Source organism: Streptomyces sp. NPDC088554, from assembly GCF_044752945.1.
Taxonomy (GTDB): domain Bacteria; phylum Actinomycetota; class Actinomycetes; order Streptomycetales; family Streptomycetaceae; genus Streptomyces.
Window position 1 is genome coordinate 1 of sequence record NZ_JBIVMF010000021.1, and the last position, 17,244, is coordinate 17,244.

General features: G+C 71.8%; 15 protein-coding genes, 2 rRNA genes and 1 pseudogene. 13 read left to right on the forward strand and 5 right to left on the reverse strand.

Annotated elements, in window-relative coordinates; all coding sequences use genetic code 11:
* From ACIP8W_RS23365 to ACIP8W_RS23380, 4 genes are all read left to right on the forward strand, one after another.
* Positions 1 to 74: ribosomal RNA gene (locus ACIP8W_RS23365) — 23S ribosomal RNA — on the forward strand; the annotation flags it as partial.
* A 145-nt stretch (positions 75 to 219) separates the two neighbouring features.
* Positions 220 to 336, forward strand: a 5S ribosomal RNA gene (gene rrf / locus ACIP8W_RS23370).
* A 361-nt stretch (positions 337 to 697) separates the two neighbouring features.
* On the forward strand, positions 698 to 1,627 hold the full coding sequence (locus tag ACIP8W_RS23375) for a hypothetical protein (protein WP_402204472.1): 930 nt from the start codon (positions 698 to 700) through the stop codon (positions 1,625 to 1,627).
* 23 nt (positions 1,628 to 1,650) lie between these two features.
* The gene (locus ACIP8W_RS23380) at positions 1,651 to 2,463 is read left to right on the forward strand and encodes a hypothetical protein (RefSeq protein ID WP_401958089.1); all 813 of its coding nucleotides are present in this window, start codon (positions 1,651 to 1,653) and stop codon (positions 2,461 to 2,463) included.
* Between the two features lie 78 nt (positions 2,464 to 2,541).
* On the opposite strand, the gene ACIP8W_RS23385 is transcribed toward ACIP8W_RS23380, so the two are convergent.
* Complete coding sequence (locus ACIP8W_RS23385) at positions 2,542 to 3,831, reverse strand: DUF1015 family protein (RefSeq protein WP_402153378.1); 1,290 nt, start codon at positions 3,829 to 3,831, stop codon at positions 2,542 to 2,544.
* A gap of 87 nt (positions 3,832 to 3,918) precedes the next feature.
* Between ACIP8W_RS23385 and ACIP8W_RS23390 the strand changes: the two genes are divergently transcribed.
* Both ACIP8W_RS23390 and ACIP8W_RS23395 read left to right on the forward strand, forming a co-directional pair.
* Complete coding sequence (locus tag ACIP8W_RS23390) at positions 3,919 to 4,947, forward strand: HAD hydrolase-like protein (RefSeq protein WP_402153380.1); 1,029 nt, start codon at positions 3,919 to 3,921, stop codon at positions 4,945 to 4,947.
* A 266-nt stretch (positions 4,948 to 5,213) separates the two neighbouring features.
* Positions 5,214 to 6,053, forward strand: coding sequence for an ABC transporter ATP-binding protein (locus ACIP8W_RS23395; protein WP_401958087.1), 840 nt, complete (start codon positions 5,214 to 5,216; stop codon positions 6,051 to 6,053).
* 12 nt (positions 6,054 to 6,065) lie between these two features.
* On the opposite strand, the gene ACIP8W_RS23400 is transcribed toward ACIP8W_RS23395, so the two are convergent.
* A complete protein-coding gene (locus tag ACIP8W_RS23400) occupies positions 6,066 to 6,413 on the reverse strand; it encodes an SCP2 sterol-binding domain-containing protein (RefSeq protein WP_401958068.1) in 348 nt (115 codons plus the stop codon).
* Between the two features lie 42 nt (positions 6,414 to 6,455).
* Between ACIP8W_RS23400 and ACIP8W_RS23405 the strand changes: the two genes are divergently transcribed.
* From ACIP8W_RS23405 to ACIP8W_RS23425, 5 genes are all read left to right on the forward strand, one after another.
* Positions 6,456 to 6,689: a hypothetical protein gene (locus tag ACIP8W_RS23405; RefSeq protein ID WP_401958065.1), complete on the forward strand. Its 234-nt coding sequence runs from the start codon at positions 6,456 to 6,458 to the stop codon at positions 6,687 to 6,689.
* Between the two features lie 34 nt (positions 6,690 to 6,723).
* On the forward strand, positions 6,724 to 7,539 hold the full coding sequence (locus ACIP8W_RS23410) for a TlyA family RNA methyltransferase (RefSeq protein WP_402204475.1): 816 nt from the start codon (positions 6,724 to 6,726) through the stop codon (positions 7,537 to 7,539).
* 2 nt (positions 7,540 to 7,541) lie between these two features.
* Complete coding sequence (locus tag ACIP8W_RS23415) at positions 7,542 to 8,447, forward strand: NAD kinase (RefSeq protein WP_401958060.1); 906 nt, start codon at positions 7,542 to 7,544, stop codon at positions 8,445 to 8,447.
* 116 nt (positions 8,448 to 8,563) lie between these two features.
* Positions 8,564 to 10,315, forward strand: coding sequence for a DNA repair protein RecN (gene recN / locus ACIP8W_RS23420; protein ID WP_402204477.1), 1,752 nt, complete (start codon positions 8,564 to 8,566; stop codon positions 10,313 to 10,315).
* Between the two features lie 170 nt (positions 10,316 to 10,485).
* A complete protein-coding gene (locus ACIP8W_RS23425; RefSeq protein WP_401958054.1) occupies positions 10,486 to 11,565 on the forward strand; it encodes a glycosyltransferase family 4 protein in 1,080 nt (359 codons plus the stop codon).
* 12 nt (positions 11,566 to 11,577) lie between these two features.
* Here the strand turns inward: ACIP8W_RS23425 and ACIP8W_RS23430 are convergent, their stop codons facing one another.
* The 3 genes and pseudogenes from ACIP8W_RS23430 to ACIP8W_RS23440 form a co-directional block, all read right to left on the reverse strand.
* On the reverse strand, positions 11,578 to 12,120 hold the full coding sequence (locus ACIP8W_RS23430; RefSeq protein ID WP_401958084.1) for a DapH/DapD/GlmU-related protein: 543 nt from the start codon (positions 12,118 to 12,120) through the stop codon (positions 11,578 to 11,580).
* An 89-nt stretch (positions 12,121 to 12,209) separates the two neighbouring features.
* Positions 12,210 to 12,466 (reverse strand): annotated as a pseudogene (locus ACIP8W_RS23435) (LysR family transcriptional regulator); the annotation flags it as partial.
* A 136-nt stretch (positions 12,467 to 12,602) separates the two neighbouring features.
* Entirely contained in the window at positions 12,603 to 14,405 is a 1,803-nt protein-coding gene (locus ACIP8W_RS23440; RefSeq protein ID WP_401958082.1) for a glycoside hydrolase family 15 protein, read from the reverse strand.
* A 431-nt stretch (positions 14,406 to 14,836) separates the two neighbouring features.
* Between ACIP8W_RS23440 and ACIP8W_RS23445 the strand changes: the two genes are divergently transcribed.
* Positions 14,837 to 16,519 carry a CTP synthase gene (locus ACIP8W_RS23445; RefSeq protein WP_401958053.1) on the forward strand — a complete coding sequence of 561 codons (1,683 nt, stop codon included), beginning with the start codon at positions 14,837 to 14,839 and terminating at the stop codon, positions 16,517 to 16,519.
* 95 nt (positions 16,520 to 16,614) lie between these two features.
* Positions 16,615 to 17,241 carry an NUDIX domain-containing protein gene (locus tag ACIP8W_RS23450; RefSeq protein WP_402204479.1) on the forward strand — a complete coding sequence of 209 codons (627 nt, stop codon included), beginning with the start codon at positions 16,615 to 16,617 and terminating at the stop codon, positions 17,239 to 17,241.
* Positions 17,242 to 17,244: the final 3 nt, after the last annotated feature.

Consider the following 17,244-nt stretch of genomic DNA (forward strand, 5'->3'; position numbering starts at 1 on the left):
GGTTGATAGGCCAGATGTGGAAGACCGGTAACGGTTGGAGCTGACTGGTACTAATAGGCCGAGGGCTTGTCCTCAGTTGCTCGCGTCCACTGTGTGGTTCCCGGGTTGCGAACAGTCGCACCGGTTGAACCAGTATGTATTTGATTATGTACTTAATTGAAGAGCGTGCTTGTTCGCTAAGTGCCGATATCCCGCTTCTGTGGGATGGCCCGATAGGGTTTCGGTGGTCATAGCGTGAGGGAAACGCCCGGTTACATTCCGAACCCGGAAGCTAAGCCTCACAGCGCCGATGGTACTGCAGGGGGGACCCTGTGGGAGAGTAGGACGCCGCCGAACAATCTTTCATGGACCCGTGGTCCAGCGTTCACGCTGGACCACGGGTCTTTTTTATTTTCCCCCTTTGTGACCCCGAAGCATTACCCGAAGCGCACCGGAAGCCCGAGTGCGCGAGAATGACTGCGGTACCCGAAGACAGGAGCCCCACCGATGTCCCCCAACTCCTCCGACGACCGTCCTGAGCGCGATCCGCGCCGCAGCGACAGTGGTGACCGGGGCGGCTTCCGAGGAGGCCGCGACGATCGTGATCGCGCACCGCGACGTGATGACAATCGGGGCGGCGGGTTCCGTGGCCGGCCCGGCTCCGGCTCGGGGACCGGTGGCGGCGCGCGTTCCGGTGCCGGTTCCAGCGGTGGTGGCTATGGCCGTCGTGACGATCGTGGTGGCCGTCCGACCGGCGGTGGTACCGGTGGTGGCGGGTACGGGCGCCGTGACGACAGGCCGACCAGCGGCCCGCGCCGCGATGACCGGCCGAGCAGTGGTCCGCGCCGCGACGACCGGCCCACCGGTGGGCCCCGTCGTGACGACCGCGGGCGTGACGAGCGGCCCGCGTTCCGGCGTGACGATCGCCGTGATGACCGCCGTGGTGACGACCGTCGCGACGACAGGCCCACCAGCGGCCCGCGCCGTGACGACCGCTTCAGCGCTCCCCGCCGTGATGACCGTGGTGGCCGTCCGGCCGGTGCGGGTACCGGTGGCGGTGGGTACGGGCGCCGTGACGACCGGCCCAGCAGCGCTCCTCGTCGCGATGACCGCCCGGCGTTCCGCCGTGACGACCGCCCCAGTGGTCCCCGCAGCGACGACCGCGGGCGCGACGACCGCCCCGCGTTCCGTCGTGACGACCGTCGTGACGACCGGCCCAGTGGCCCGCGTCGTGACGACCGGCCGAGCAGTGGTCCGCGCCGTGACAACGACCGTGGCAGCGGTTTCGCACGTCGTGATGACCGGCCCACCAATGGGCCCCGTCGTGACGACCGGCCGAGCGGTCCCCGCAGGGACGACCGCGGGCGTGACGAGCGGCCCGCGTTCCGCCGCGATGACCGCCGTGACGACCGGCCGAGCAGCGGCCCGCGCCGTGACGACCGGCCCAGCCGGCCCCGTCGTGACGACGACCGAGGCGGCCGTCCCACGAGCGGCGGTGGCGGTGGCTACGGGCGCCGTGACGACCGGGGTGGGGACCGTGGCGGATATCGCGGCCGGGACGACAACCGGAGCGGTGGTTACGAGCGCCGGGACGACCGTGACCGCGACCGGGAGCCGATCAAGCGGCTGCCGATCCCGGAGGACGTGACCGGCGACGAGATCGACAAGAGCGTGCGGCAGGAGCTGATGAGCCTGCCCAAGACGCTCGCCGAGGACGTCGCCAGGAACCTCGTCATGGTCGCCCAGCTGATCGACGAGGACCCCGAGCAGGCGTACGCGTACTCGCGCATCGCGCTGCGGCTGGCCTCCCGGGTCGCCGCCGTACGTGAGGCCGCGGGCTTCGCCGCGTACGCGACCCAGAAGTACGCCGAGGCGCTGGCCGAGTTCAGGGCGGCGCGGCGGATGACCGGAGGCGTCGAGCTGTGGCCCGTCATGGCGGACTGCGAGCGCGGTCTCGGCCGTCCCGAGCGGGCGATGGCGATGGCCGGCGAGCCCGAGGTTCAGAAGCTCGACAAGGCGGGCCAGGTCGAGATGCGGCTGGTCGCGGCCGGTGCGCGCAGGGACATGGGGCAGATCGACGCGGCCATCGTGACGCTTCAGGGCCCCGAGCTGGCGTCCCACGCCGTACAGCCGTGGACCGCCCGGCTGCGTTACGCGTACGCCGACGCGCTGCTGTCGGCCGGGCGCGAGGACGAGGCCCGGGAGTGGTTCGGGAAGACCGTCGAGGCGGACAAGGACGGGATGACCGACGCCTCCGACCGGCTCGCCCAGCTGGACGGGGTCGAGTTCGTCGACGCCATGGCCGAGGACGACACCGAGACCAAGGACGAGGCCGGAGCCGGGTCCGAGGCTCCGGCAGCGGTCGAGGTCGGGACGGCGGAACAGCTGGCGGACGTCGCCGACGAGGACACCGTCGAGAGCGACGACAAGGCCGACGAGAAGACAGCGCAGGACGAGAAGACAGAGCAGGGCAAGAAGGACTGAGTGATCACATGGGAGTGGCGGTTGCCCCGGGTCGGGGTGGCCGCCACTCCCTTTTTTGTTTCAGCCGACCTTTTTGTTTCAGCCGAGTTCCAAGCTCCGCAGCACCAGCCCCGTCGCCGGTTTGGGGCCGAAGGAGGTGGACTTGCGCGGCATGGTGACGCCCTGGCGGGCCAGGTCCCGTACGACGTCCTCGCGGACCGGGTGGAGCAGGACCGCCGTACCGCCGTGGCGTTCCGCCTGGGCGATGGCCGCCTGGGTGTCGTGGATGTAGGCGATGTGCTCCGGGTCGTCCGGGATCCCCCAGAGGTGGTCGAGGAGCGTGGCGTGCAGGACCGTCGCGTCCAGTTCCCGCCAGGCCGCCGGGCGGTCGGTGCGTACCGTACGGGCGAGGAGAGCGGGGTCCGGGCGGTCGGCCAGGTGAAAGCGGCCGTCCCCGGCGAGCAGGAACGCGTTGCCGGTGGCGGTGGCCTCGGCCAGGGCGTCGAGGGCGTGGGGGAGCGGGCCCTCGATCGTACGGACCCGGAAGGCGCCCGTGAGGGCGGCGAGGGCCCGGTCGACGGGCAGCCGGTGGAGCAGCCGGTGGATCGCGCGGACCTGGAGGGGATAGCGGGCCGTGTCGATCAGCAGGACCAGGCCGTAGCCCCAGGGCCCCGCTGATCCGGCGGCCCGGTGTTCGTCGTTGAGCCGCAGATAGGTCGCCCAGCGGTGGTGGCCGTCCGCGATCAGGGCCTGGTGATGGGCGAGGTCGCCGGAGATCTCCGCGAGGTCGCCGTGGTCCGTGACCGACCACAGCCGGTGGCTGAAGCCGTCGTCCGTGGTCGTGGTGAGGAGCGGGTCCCGGCGCAGGGTGCGTTCGACGACGCCCGGGGTGCCCGCGGTGGCCTCGCTGCCGCCCCGGTACGTCAGGAGCAGCGGTTCCAGATTGGCCGCGGTCGTCCGCAGCAGGGCCGCGCGGTCCTCCACGACGTCCGGCATCACGTCCTCGTGGGGCAGCACGATGCCGTCCGCGGGCGGGGAGAGGGCCAGGGCGCCGATGATCCCGCGTTGCAGGAGGTCGCCCTTGCGCTGCTCGTACACGTACAGCGCCGGTTCGGGATCGGGGGCGAGGACGCCCTCGGACAGCCACTGGCCCAGGGTCACCGCCGCCCGGCGGTGTCTGGCTCCGGGGGTGGCGGCCTGCGGGAGGATCAGCCGGACGATGTTGTACGGGTCCGCCGACTCCAGATGGTGGAGCCCGTCGGGCCGTACGACCACGTCGTACGGGGGCGAGGTCACGGCGGACAGGCTGCCGACCCGCTCGGGGACGTATCGCAGTCCACGGAATGGAATCAGTCGCAGACCTTTGTCCCCATGACCTGATGTGTTCATCTGATCATCGTATGTGTGCGGCTTATGGGCGTGGCGGCGGGATGCACGATGATCGGGGGAGTAGTCCCGACCGAGGAGCCACGACGTATGAGCCAGCAGAGCAGGACCAGGCCGAGCGGGAGCACGACCGTTTTGAGCGAGGCGTACGACACGGCGCTGCTCGATCTGGACGGAGTGGTCTACGCGGGCGGGGAGGCCATCGCGTACGCGGTCGAGTCGCTCGTCACCGCCAGGGACGGCGGGATGCGTCTCGCGTACGTCACCAACAACGCGCTCCGTCCGCCGCAGGCGGTGGCCGAGCATCTGACGGAGCTGGGTCTGGACGCGGTGGCCGATGAGGTGATCACCTCGGCGCAGGCGGTGTCCCGGCTGATCGCCGAGCAGTTGCCGGCCGGGTCGAAGGTCCTGGTCATCGGTGGGGAGGGGCTGCGGATCGCGCTGCGGGAGCGGGGGCTCGAACCGGTGGAGTCCGCCGCCGACGGTCCGGCGGCCGTGGTGCAGGGGTACGGCGGCCCCGATCTGGCGTGGGGGCGGTTCGCCGAAGCCTGTTACGCGATCAACAACGGTGTCCCGTGGTTCGCGTCCAACACCGATCTGACGATCCCGAGCGCGCGGGGCATCATGCCGGGCAATGGCGCGGCGGTGGAGGTCGTACGGATCGCCACCGGCGCCGAGCCGCAGGTGGCGGGCAAGCCGCTGCCCCCGATGCACCGGGAGACGATCCTGCGGACCGGCGCGAAGCGCGGGCTGGTCGTCGGGGACCGGCTGGACACGGACATCGAGGGCGCGTTCAACGGCAGGGTGGACTCGCTGCTCGTACTGACCGGAGTGACGGACGGGGCGGCGCTGCTGGCCGCCGAGCCCCGGCACCGGCCGACCTATGTCGACGCGGACCTGCGGGGACTGCTGACCGGGCAGCCCGAAGTGACCGTCGAGAACGGCGCGTTCGGGTGCGGCGGCTGGACCGCTTCCGTGGACGGGAGCGCGCTGGCGCTGGACGGGGACGGCGGGCCGCTCGACGGGCTGCGGGCGCTGTGCGCGGCGGCCTGGACGGCGGCGGGGGACGGCTCCTGCGCGCTGGACACGGGGAAGGCGCTGGCGCGGCTCGGGCTGTAGCGCCGGGGAGGAAAGGGGGGTGGGGCCCGTCCGGGTGTTTCTGCTGTTCCGGGCGGGCCCTGCGGGTGCTGTCGTACGAGACGGGCCGACGAGACGGATCGGAGAGAATGCGAGGGTAGGCTAACCTAACTTGCCGTGGTCGACGGTACGGGTGGGCGGAGCGGATGTCCGCCGGACCGCCTCGCGGTCGCTGTTCCGTACGGCGCGAGGGGACGGAAGAACCCCGTGGACACCAGGAGTACGACGTGGACGCCAGGAGTACGACCATGCAGCGCCTCACCGCGGAATCGGTGACCCTCGGCTACGACCAGCGGGTCATCGCGCGCGATCTGTCCGTGGAGATACCCGACCACTCGTTCACCGTGATCGTCGGCCCGAACGCCTGCGGCAAGTCGACCCTGTTGCGCGCGCTCTCCCGGATGCTCAAGCCGTCCGAGGGGCGCGTCCTGCTGGACGGCGCGGCCATCCACGCCATGCCCGCCAAGAAGGTCGCGCGGACCCTCGGGCTGCTGCCGCAGTCGTCCATCGCGCCCGACGGCATCACCGTCGCGGACCTGGTCGCGCGCGGCCGCTATCCGCACCAGGGGCTGCTGCGCCAGTGGTCGCCCGAGGACGAGCGGATCGTCGGGGAGTCGATGGAATCCACCGGCGTCGGCGAACTCGCCGCCCGCTATGTCGACGAACTCTCCGGCGGCCAGCGCCAGCGCGTCTGGATCGCCATGGCACTCGCCCAGCAGACCCCGCTGCTGCTCCTGGACGAGCCCACCACCTTCCTCGACATCCAGCACCAGATCGATGTGCTCGACCTCTGCGCCGAACTCCACGAGACCCGGGGCCGCACCCTGGTCGCCGTGTTGCACGACCTCAACCACGCCGCCCGGTACGCCACCCACCTCGTCGCGATGCGCGACGGACGGATCGTGGCGGAGGGCACCCCGGCGGAGGTCGTCACGGCGGACCGGGTGGAGGAGGTGTTCGGGCTGCGCTGCCAGGTGATCGACGACCCGGAGACCGGGACGCCCCTGGTGGTACCGGCGGGGCGCCGGGCGCGCCGGGAGGCCGCGGCCCGGGACGCGGTGGCCGTGCCCGTACGGTCCGAGACGTAGTGCCCGTACGGGTTACAGGAGCGATCTGAGCCGGAGCAGATCGCGGAACCCCGCCTCCAGCCGGACCCGGCCCGAGCTCCAGGCGCGGGCGAAGTTCAGGCCGCCGTCAACCAGGGCCACCAGATCGTCCCCCGTCATGGCGAGCCGGATCTCCGCCTTCGCGGGCGGCGGGCCCGCCACGGTGTCGGTCACCTCGATCCGGCCGTCCACCAGCCGGCCGGTGAAGGTCAGGTCCAGATCCGTGATGTGGCAGCTGAGCGAGCGGTCGAACCCGGCGGCGGTACGGGCCGTGCCGTCCGTCCGCGCCAGCTTGCCGGAGAGCCTGTCGAGTGCGCCGCGGCACTCCTCCTTCGTCGCCATCGTGACCGACGTTACCGCAGGGCGGCGCGGTAGCGTCAGGGCATGAGCGACTCGACGGGCGACCCGACGGCGCGGCGGGAGGCCGAGGAGGCTTTTCCGCGCCCGCTCGGAGTGGAACGCGCCCCCACCGGGCACACCGAGGTGGACGAACGGCTCGCGCGGCTCGCCGACGCCGACCACCTCCCCTCCGACGGACACATCGAGGTGTACGAGGATGTACACCGGGGGCTGCGCGACGCGCTGGCCGCGCTCGACGCGCGACCGACCCCCGGGTGACTTCCCGCGTACGACCACAGGAGCTGAACCGAACGTGGCTGGACTGGCACGCCGCCGTCTCGATGCCGAGCTGGTACGCCGTAATCTCGCGCGCTCGCGGGAGCACGCGAGCCAGCTGATCGCCGGAGGCCGGGTGACGGTCGGCGGCACTACCGCGACCAAGCCCGCCACCCAGGTGGAGACCAGCGCCGCCGTGGTCGTCAAGGCGGACGACGCCGACCCCGACTACGTCTCGCGCGGTGGACACAAACTGGCCGGGGCGCTCGCCGTCTTCATGCCGCTCGGCCTGGAGGTCCGCGGCCGGCGGGCGCTCGACGCGGGCGCTTCCACCGGCGGGTTCACCGATGTCCTGCTCCGCGCCGGAGTCAGCCATGTCGTCGCGGTGGACGTCGGATACGGACAACTCGCCTGGTCCCTGCAGAGCGATGAACGCGTCACCGTCAAGGACCGTACGAATGTACGTGAGTTGACGCTCGATGCGATCGAAGGGAAGCCTGTGGACCTTGTGGTGGGCGATCTGTCGTTCATTCCGCTGGGGGTGGTCATGCCCGCGCTGGCGCGCTGCGCCGCCCCGGACGCGGACCTCGTACTGATGGTCAAGCCGCAGTTCGAGGTGGGCAAGGAGCGCCTCGGCAGTGGAGGCGTCGTCCGCAGCCCGGAGCTGCGCGCGGAGGCCGTACGGACCGTGGCACGACGGGCGGGTGAACTCGGGCTCGGCGCACGGGGCGTCACCGCCAGTCCGCTGCCCGGTCCCTCCGGAAACGTCGAGTACTTTCTGTGGCTCCGAGCCGGGGCGCCCGAGCTGGACCCGGCGGATGTCGACCGCGCAGTGGCGGAGGGACCCCGTTGACCATGACCGAAGACCGCACCGTATTCCTGCTCGCCCACACCGGCAGGCCGGCCGCGATCCGCAGCGCCGAACTCGTCGTGAACGGACTGGTGGACAACGGCATCGCCGTACGGGTGCTGGACAGCGAGGCCGTCGACCTGCCGCCGCTGCCGCCCTCCGTCAAGTCGGTGCCCGACGCCACCCCCGAGGCGCTCGACGGCTGTGAACTGCTGATCGTGCTCGGCGGCGACGGCACCCTGCTGCGCGGCGCCGCGTTCGCGCGCGCCTCGGGCGTCCCGATGCTCGGCGTCAACCTGGGCAGGGTCGGCTTCCTCGCCGAGGCGGAACGCGACGATCTGGACAAGGTCGTCAACCGCGTGGTCACCCGGGCGTATGAGGTCGAGGAGCGGATGACCGTCGATGTCGTCGTCCGTTCCAACGGCGACATCCTGCACAAGGACTGGGCGCTCAACGAGGCCACCGTGCAGAAGGTGTCGCCCGAGCGGATGCTCGAAGTGATCCTGGAGATCGACGGCCGTCCTGTCACCGGATTCGGCTGCGACGGCATCGTCTGCGCCACGCCCACCGGGTCGACCGCGTACGCCTTCTCGGCCGGCGGGCCCGTCGTCTGGCCCGATGTCGAGGCGCTGCTGCTGGTGCCCATCAGCGCCCACGCACTCTTCGCGAAGCCGCTGGTCACCTCGCCGACCACGGTGCTGGCGGTGGAGATCCAGCCCGACACCCCCAACGGGGTGCTGTGGTGCGACGGGCGCAGGACCGTCGAGCTGCCCCCGGGCGCGCGGGTGGAGGTACGGCGCGGAGCCGTGCCCGTACGGCTGGCGCGGCTGCACCACGCCTCGTTCACCGACCGGCTGGTCGCCAAGTTCGCCCTGCCGGTCTCCGGGTGGCGCGGGGCGCCGCACGAGTGAGCGCCGTGATTTCAGGCTGATTGTGACGTTATGAACCGTATGCGGGTCTCCTCGGGCAGGGTACGGCCGGGGGGACCGGAGGCGGGGGCCGTCGCGCGGCGCCCCCGGGACCTCGTATGGTCATCACCGTGTTGGAGGAGATGCGGATACGGTCGCTCGGGGTCATCGACGACGCGGTGATCGAGCTGTCACCCGGCTTCACCGCGGTGACCGGTGAGACGGGCGCGGGCAAGACCATGGTCGTCACCAGTCTGGGACTGCTGCTCGGCGGGCGGGCCGATCCCGCGCTGGTGCGGATCGGTGCCAAGGCGGCGGTCGTGGAGGGGCGCGTCACCATGGCCGCCGACACGCCCGCGGCCCTGCGTGCCGTGGAGGCGGGCGCCGAACTGGACGACGGGGCGCTGCTCATCAGCAGGACGGTCTCGGCCGAGGGGCGCTCGCGCGCCCATCTCGGCGGGCGCGCCGTGCCCATGGGGGTGCTGGCCGAGCTGGCGGACGACCTCGTCGCCGTCCACGGCCAGACCGACCAGCAGGGGCTGCTGCGGCCCGCGCGCCAGCGCAAGGCCCTCGACCGGTACGCGGGCGACGCCGTCGCCGTGCCCCTCGGGGCGTACGCGACGGCCTACCGACGGCTGCGCGCCGTCGTCACCGAACTGGACGCCCTGACCACGCGGGCGCGCGAGCGGGCCCAGGAGGCCGATCTGCTGCGCTTCGGGCTGGGCGAGGTCGCCGCCGTCGCGCCGGTCGCGGAGGAGGACACCGAACTCTCCGCCGAGGCCGAGCGGCTCGGGCACGCCGAGGCGCTCTCCGCCGCCGCGTCCGTCGCGCACGCCGCGCTCGTCGGGAACCCGGAGGACCCGGAGGCCGTCGACGCGACCACCCTCGTGGGGGGCGCGGGGCGCGCGCTGGAGGCCGTACGCGCCCATGACCCGGTCCTCGCCGGGCTCGCCGACCGGATGGGCGAGATCTCCATCCTGCTGGCGGATGTCGCGGGCGAACTCGCCGGATACGCGGACAATCTGGACGCCGATCCGCGGCGGCTGGCCGTGGTCGAGGAGCGCCGGGCCGCGCTCACCGGCCTCACCCGTAAGTACGGCGCCGATATCGCCGCCGTACTGGAGTGGGCCGAGGACGCCGCCACCCGGCTGACCGAGCTGGAGGGCGACGACGAGCGCATCGGCGAGCTGACCGCCGAGCGCGACGCCCTGCGCGCCGAGCTGTCGGGGCTCGCCCAGGCCCTCACCGATGCCCGGGTGTCGGCTGCCGCCCGGTTCGCGGCGGCCGTCACCGCCGAACTGGCCTCGCTGGCCATGCCGCACGCCCGGGTCTCCTTCGACATCCGCCAGACCGAGTCCGCCGACGAGGCGGCCGGTGTCGAGGTCGGCGGCCGCTCCGTGGTCTACGGGCCGCACGGCGTGGACGAGGTCGAACTCCTCCTCGCGCCGCACCCGGGTGCCCAGCCCCGGCCGATCGCCAAGGGGGCGTCCGGCGGTGAGCTGTCCCGGGTGATGCTCGCCGTCGAGGTCGTCTTCGCCGGCTCCGATCCCGTGCCGACGTACCTCTTCGACGAGGTCGACGCGGGCGTCGGCGGCAAGGCCGCGGTCGAGGTCGGCCGGCGCCTCGCGAAGCTCGCCCGGTCCGCGCAGGTCGTCGTCGTGACGCATCTGCCGCAGGTCGCGGCCTTCGCCGACCGGCAGCTGCTCGTGGAGAAGACCGTCGACGGATCGGTGACGCGGTCGGGGGTGACGGTCCTGGAAGGCGAGGACCGGGTGCGGGAGCTGTCCCGGATGCTGGCCGGGCAGGAGGACTCGTCCACGGCTCGGGCGCACGCGGAGGAGCTGCTGGCCACCGCTCGGGGAGGTGTCTGACCGGCCGGGCCCCGTGTGGAGCGGGGGCGGGTGCCCGGTCTCGATGATTCACCCATGTGGGTGAATGCGCGTCGCTGACTCGCGGGCCCGGCACAAGAACGGGCCCCGGTGGTGCCGGAACGTGCGTACGGACTGGCATCCTTGGAAGCCCCGGAAGGAGCCCCGCCCACGTGACACAACTGCGTACGGTCCAGGTGCTGGGCGGCGGCAGCGCGGGCAGCGGCGCGCATGTCCGGTCGCTGGCCGCGGGCCTGGTGGCCCGGGGAGTGCGGGTGACGGTGTGCGCCCCCGACGAACTGGATCGCGTGTACGACTTCGGCGGGGCCGGGGCGTACCACGTGGCCGTGGAACGGCGGAGCGACCCGGTCGCCGTCGCCGTGCTGCGGGCGGCGTGCGCCGGGGCGGACGTGGTGCACGCGCACGGGCTGCACGCGGCGGTACGCAGCGCTCTCGCGCTGGGCGGTACGCGCATTCCCCTGGTCGTCACGGTGCACACCCGCTCGCACTCCGGGGGCCCGCGCGGGCAGGTGGCGCGGCTGCTGGAGCGACGGGCCGTCAGGGCTGCGGCCGTGGTGCTCGGCACCTCGTCGGAGCTGGTCGACCGGGCCCGTGGCCGGGGCGCGCGGGACGCGCGTCTCGCGCCGGTCGCGGTGCCCCTGCGCGGGGCGACTCCCGAGAACAAGGCCCGCGCCGAACTCGGCGCGGTCGACCGCCCGTTGCTGGTCGCCATGGGCGCTCTCGTACCGGAACAGGGGTACGGCACGCTGCTGGACGCCGTCGAGGGGTGGCGCGGGCTCGACCCGGCGCCGCTGCTCGTCATCGTGGGGGAGGGCCGGGAGCGCGCCGGGCTCCAGCGGCGGATCGAGAGCGCCGGGCTGCCCGTGCGGCTCGTCGGGCGCCGTGATGATGCCGCCGACCTGCTGGCCGCCGCCGATCTCGTCGTGCTGGCCAGCCGCTGGGAGCCCCGCTCCGGGCCGGCCCAGGAGGCGCTGCGGCTCGGGGTGCCGCTGGTGGCCACGGCGGTCGGGGCCGTTCCCGAACTGGTCGGGGACGCGGCCGAACTCGTCCCGTACGGCGATGCGCGGGCCCTCTCGGCGGCGGTGGTACGGTTGCTCGCCGATCCCGCGCGCCGTCAGGAGCTGGCCGCCGGGGGGCGGGCGCAGGCGGCGACCTGGCCCACCGAGGACGAGACGATCGCCCAGACGCTCAGCGTCTACGACGAACTGGCCCAGACCAGCCGGTTCCGCTGAACGAGAGCGCCCTCACCACTGTCGGCGCACGGTCGCCTTGCCACCGGTCACCAGGGTGGCCGCCGGGACGTCATCGGCCACGACCGCGCCGGCGGCGATCACCGCGTCCCGGCCGATGCTGACGCCGGGCAGGATCGTGGCACCGGCGCCGATCCACACGTTCTCCGCCACATCGATGGGCCCGCCGCTCAGCCACCCCCGGCGCTCCTCGGGATCGACCGGATGGCCGACGGTGATGAACGTGGCCTTCGGCCCGACCATCACGCGCTCGCCGAGCCGGATGCCCGCGTAATCCAGGAACGTGCAGTTCTGGTTGATGAACACCCGCTCGGCGAGGTCCAGATGGCGGCCGTGGTCCGTGTAGAAGGGCGGATAGATCGTCGTTCCCGTCGGCAGCGGCCTGCCGAGGATCTGCTCGAACAGATCCGCCTTGCCCGCTTCGTCCTCGAAGGGCAGGACATTCAGGCGAGAGGTGAGTGCGGTGACTCGCAGTACCCTCTCGGCCATGGCCCGGAACTCGGCGCTGTGGACGCGCAGGAGACGGTCATGGGGCATGTCGCGATCCTCTGTGCCGGGGCCGGGCCGTGCGGACGGTGTCGCTGTCGCCGTGACGTGGCGTCGCCCAGGAGGGGAGCCGGACCGGCTCGGGGAGCCCGGCCCGACCGCCGTGATGGCGCGCTCGACAGCCGCGACGACGCTCCGCGCGTGGGGGAGGAACGCCAGCCCGTCGGGGGCCGGCTCGACCCCTCGGGCGGTACGGGTGAACAGGCGCTCCCAGCTCGCGCTCCAGGGCGGCGATCCGCTTGGAGACCGGCTGCGTCACGCCCAGCTCATCGGCGGTCCGCCGCACCTGACCGAGCTCGGCCGCCCGGACGAACGATCGCAATGCCTCGGTGTCCACGGGCCCACCCTAGAGGCGTACAACCGATCGTCGTGGCCGGCCGGGGGCCGGTTGTCCCCGGAGAAACGTGTGGCCCCGGTCGTCGGACCCATGACGACCGGGGCGGTACACGAAGGGAGGAACCGCCGGAGGCGCGTCAGCCGCCGTAGGCGCCCGACGCGGTCAGGCGCAGGGCCGTGTCGATCAGGGGGACATGGCTGAACGCCTGCGGGAAGTTGCCCACCTGGCGCTGGAGCTTGGAGTCCCACTCCTCGGCCAGCAGCCCCAGGTCGTTGCGGAGGCCGAGCAGCTTCTCGAAGAGCTTGCGGGCCTCGTCGACCCGGCCGATCATCGCGAGGTCGTCGGCCAGCCAGAACGAGCAGGCCAGGAAGGCACCCTCGTCCCCTTCGAGTCCGTCGACGCCCGCGTCGTCGCCCGAGGTCGGGTAGCGCAGGACGAACCCGTCCTCCGTGGACAGCTCGCGCTGGATCGCCTCGATCGTGCCGATGACGCGCTTGTCGTCCGGCGGCAGGAAGCCCATCTGCGGGATGAGCAGGAGCGACGCGTCCAGCTCCTGGGAGCCGTACGACTGTGTGAAGGTGTTCCGCTCCTTGTCGTACCCCTTCTCGCAGACATCGTGGTGGATGTCGTCGCGCAGCTCGCGCCAGCGCTCCAGCGGGCCGTCCGCGTCGCCGGACTCGATCAGCTTGATCGTGCGGTCGACCGCGACCCACGCCATCACCTTGGAGTGGACGAAGTGCCTGCGCGGCCCCCGGACCTCCCAGATGCCCTCGTCGGGCTGGTCCCAGTGCTTCTCCAGGTACTGGATCAGCTTGAGCTGGAGCACGGAGGCGTAGTCGTTGCGGGCCAGGCCGGTCATATGGGCCAGGTGCAGCGCCTCGGTGACCTCGCCGTACACATCGAGCTGGAGCTGGCCCGCCGCGCCGTTGCCGACCCGGACCGGGCCGGACCGCTCGTAGCCGGGCAGCCAGTCGAGCTCGGCCTCGCCCAGCTCGCGCTCGCCGGCGATGCCGTACATGATCTGGAGGTTCTCCGGGTCACCGGCGACGGCGCGCAGCAGCCACTCGCGCCAGGCACGGGCCTCCTCGCGGTAGCCGGTGCGCAGCAGCGAGGAGAGGGTGATGGCGGCGTCGCGCAGCCAGGTGTAGCGGTAGTCCCAGTTGCGTCCGCCGCCGATCTCCTCGGGCAGTGAGGTGGTCGGGGCGGCGACGATCCCGCCGGTCGGCGCGTAGGTCAGCGCCTTGAGCGTGATCAGCGAGCGGACCACGGCTTCCCGGTAGGGGCCGTGGTACGTGCAGTGCTCGATCCACTCGCGCCAGAAGTCGGAGGTCGCTTCGAGCGAGCCCTCCGGGTCGGGCAGCGCGGGCGGCTGGTGGTGCGAGGGCTGCCAGCTGATGGTGAAGGAGACCCGGTCGCCGGGGGCGACGGTGAACTCCGAGTAGGTCGTCAGGTCCTTGCCGTGGGTCTCGGCCTCGGTGTCGAGCCAGACCGAGTCGGGTCCGGCCACGGCGACCGTGCGGTTGTCGACCTTGTGGACCCAGGGCGTGACCCGTCCGTAGCTGAAGCGCATCCGCAGCGAGGAGCGCATCGGCACCCGGCCGCTGATGCCCTCCACGATGCGGATCACCTGGGGTGCTCCGTCTCGCGGCGGCATGAAATCGGTCACCCTCACGGTGCCGCGGGGCGTGTCCCACTCCGATTCCAGGATCAGGGAATCGCCCCGGTACCTGCGCCGGGTGGCGGGCGGTGCCACGGTGCCCGCGGGATGCGTGGGACCGAGCCGCCAGAAACCGTGTTCCTCGGTACCGAGGAGAGCCGCGAACACGGCATGGGAGTCGAAGCGGGGCAGGCACAGCCAGTCGACTGTGCCGTCCCGGCAGACCAGGGCAGCGGTCTGCATGTCTCCGATGAGTGCGTAATCCTCGATGCGCCCGGCCACGTGCATCTCCAGTCGAACGGCCATGTCCGCCCCCGAGGGGCGCGTACGTTGGTCAAGGGTCGTTGACGAGCTGGCTTTTCCGGGAAATCGGGCGGGGGTGGTGCCGTTTGCCGGCCGTACTCGGCAGCGAATGTTTGAGCAGGATACGACGCACGTGAGCGTTCCGTGTCACGGTCTCGACAACAGCGGTCCGCCGAACGAGGGATAGGGGGGCGGCCGGGGGGAAACGCGGGACGCGGGGGAAAGCGATTGCGGTGCGCGACCGGATCCACCCTCCCCGGGTCGCTGATACCCTGGTAGCCCGTGGACCGGTGGACTCCCGAGCGAAGCTGAGAGGCCCCGAAACCGCAGCGATCGAGCACCCCGCCCGTTACGGGCCGGGGTCGCCGGTACGCACCTCAGACCGCGACCACGGGAGCCCCCTCTTGGCCATGCCGAACCGATCCTCGACAACCTCGACGACCAAGCACATCTTCGTCACCGGGGGGGTCGCATCCTCCCTCGGCAAGGGCCTGACGGCCTCCAGCCTGGGCGCGCTGCTCAAGGCGCGCGGCCTGCGGGTCACCATGCAGAAGCTCGACCCGTACCTGAATGTCGACCCCGGCACCATGAACCCGTTCCAGCACGGTGAGGTGTTCGTCACCAACGACGGCGCCGAGACCGACCTGGACATCGGCCACTACGAGCGCTTCCTCGACGTGGACCTCGACGGCTCGGCCAATGTCACCACCGGCCAGGTCTACTCGCAGGTCATCGCCAAGGAGCGGCGCGGCGAGTACCTGGGCGACACCGTCCAGGTCATCCCGCACATCACCAACGAGATCAAGCACCGCATCCGGCGGATGGCGGCCGACGACGTCGATGTCGTCATCACCGAGGTCGGCGGTACGGTCGGCGACATCGAGTCGCTGCCGTTCCTGGAGACCGTCCGCCAGGTGCGCCACGAGGTCGGCCGCGACAACGTCTTCGTCGTGCACATCTCGCTGCTGCCCTACATCGGCCCGTCCGGTGAGCTGAAGACCAAGCCGACCCAGCACTCGGTGGCGGCCCTGCGGAACATCGGCATCCAGCCCGACGCGATCGTGCTGCGCGCCGACCGGGACGTACCGACCGCGATCAAGCGCAAGATCTCGCTGATGTGCGATGTCGACGAGGCGGCCGTGGTGGCCTGCGTGGACGCCAAGTCGATCTACGACATCCCCAAGGTGCTGCACACCGAGGGGCTGGACGCCTATGTCGTACGCAAGCTGGACCTGCCGTTCCGCGATGTGGACTGGGCGGTCTGGGACGACCTGCTGGACCGGGTCCACAACCCCGACCACGAGGTCACCATCGCGCTGGTCGGCAAGTACATCGACCTGCCGGACGCCTATCTGTCGGTGACCGAGGCGATCCGCGCCGGGGGCTTCGCCAACAAGGCGCGGACCACGATCAAGTGGGTCGCGTCGGACGACTGCAAGACGCCGGCGGGCGCCGCGAAGCAGCTGGGCGATGTCGACGGGATCCTGATCCCCGGCGGCTTCGGCGAGCGCGGGGTGCCCGGCAAGGTCGGCGCGATCCGCTACGCCCGCGAGAACAAGGTCCCGCTGCTCGGGATCTGTCTGGGGCTCCAGTGCATCGTCATCGAGGCCGCGCGCAACCTGGCCGAGATCCCCGAGGCCAACTCCACCGAGTTCGACTCGGGCACCGCGCACCCGGTGGTCTCCACGATGGAGGAGCAGCTCGCCTACGTCGAGGGCGCCGGTGACCTGGGCGGCACGATGCGGCTCGGGCTCTACCCGGCGAAGCTCGCCGAGGGTTCGATCGTGCGGGAGGTCTACGACGACCAGCCGTACGTGGAGGAGCGCCACCGCCACCGCTACGAGGTCAACAACTCCTACCGCGCGGAGCTGGAGAAGAAGGCGGGCCTGATCTTCTCGGGCACGTCCCCGGACAACAAGCTGGTCGAGTACGTCGAGTACGGGCGCTCCACGCACCCGTACCTCGTCGCCACCCAGGCACACCCGGAGCTGCGGTCCCGGCCGACCCGCCCGCATCCGCTGTTCGCGGGGCTGGTGAAGGCCGCCGTGGAGCGCCGGAGCGCGCGCCGGGCGCCGGTGGACGCCACGTCCTAGGCGGTGCCGTAGGCGATACGGTGGGAGCCGGGGTACGGGTCTTCGGGACCTGTGCCCCGGTTTCCGCTTGTGCGCCACTGTGGGAGGACGGTTTCATGACGATCAAGGACGCCCCCGAGGAGTGGCGGACCACCGCGACCAGGACGCCGTTCCGCGGCAACAAGACCAGTGTCCGTACGGATGATGTGGTCATGCCCGACGGCACGGTGGTGTCGCGCGACTACCAGGTCCATCCCGGTTCCGTGGCGATCCTCGCGCTGGACGGCGCCGACCGGGTGCTCGTACTGCGGCAGTACCGCCACCCGGTGCGGCAGAGGCTGTGGGAGATCCCGGCCGGGCTGCTCGACATACCGGGGGAGAACCCGCTGCACGCGGCGCAGCGCGAGCTGTACGAGGAGGCGCACGTCAAGGCCGAGGACTGGCGGGTGCTGACCGATGTCTACCCGACGGCGGGCGGCTGCGACGAGGCGGTACGGATCTTCCTCGCCCGGGACCTGTCGGAGGCGGAGGGCGAGCGCTTCGAGGTCTCCGAGGAGGAGGCGGACATGGAGCTGGCCCGGGTGGACAGGGCGGAGCTGGTGCGCGGGGTGCTCGCGGGTGAGCTGCACAGCAACTGTCTGGCGGTGGGGGTGCTGGCGCTCACCGCGGTCCTGGCCGGTGACGGGGTGGACGCGCTGCGTCCGGCGGAAGCGCCCTGGCCCGCTCGTCCGTTCGCATCCTGAGCC

Bases quoted from the DNA above. Each gene is read 5' to 3' on its own strand.
- ACIP8W_RS23375 (WP_402204472.1), top strand. From the start codon at position 698: ATGGCCGTCGTGACGATCGTGGTGGCCGTCCGACCGGCGGTGGTACCG.
- ACIP8W_RS23385 (WP_402153378.1), bottom strand. From the start codon at position 3,831: ATGAACACATCAGGTCATGGGGACAAAGGTCTGCGACTGATTCCATTC.
- ACIP8W_RS23390 (WP_402153380.1), top strand. From the start codon at position 3,919: ATGAGCCAGCAGAGCAGGACCAGGCCGAGCGGGAGCACGACCGTTTTG.
- ACIP8W_RS23395 (WP_401958087.1), top strand. From the start codon at position 5,214: ATGCAGCGCCTCACCGCGGAATCGGTGACCCTCGGCTACGACCAGCGG.
- ACIP8W_RS23400 (WP_401958068.1), bottom strand. From the start codon at position 6,413: ATGGCGACGAAGGAGGAGTGCCGCGGCGCACTCGACAGGCTCTCCGGC.
- ACIP8W_RS23405 (WP_401958065.1), top strand. From the start codon at position 6,456: ATGAGCGACTCGACGGGCGACCCGACGGCGCGGCGGGAGGCCGAGGAG.
- ACIP8W_RS23415 (WP_401958060.1), top strand. From the start codon at position 7,542: ATGACCGAAGACCGCACCGTATTCCTGCTCGCCCACACCGGCAGGCCG.
- recN (WP_402204477.1), top strand. From the start codon at position 8,564: ATGGTCATCACCGTGTTGGAGGAGATGCGGATACGGTCGCTCGGGGTC.
- ACIP8W_RS23430 (WP_401958084.1), bottom strand. From the start codon at position 12,120: ATGCCCCATGACCGTCTCCTGCGCGTCCACAGCGCCGAGTTCCGGGCC.
- ACIP8W_RS23445 (WP_401958053.1), top strand. From the start codon at position 14,837: ATGCCGAACCGATCCTCGACAACCTCGACGACCAAGCACATCTTCGTC.
- ACIP8W_RS23450 (WP_402204479.1), top strand. From the start codon at position 16,615: ATGACGATCAAGGACGCCCCCGAGGAGTGGCGGACCACCGCGACCAGG.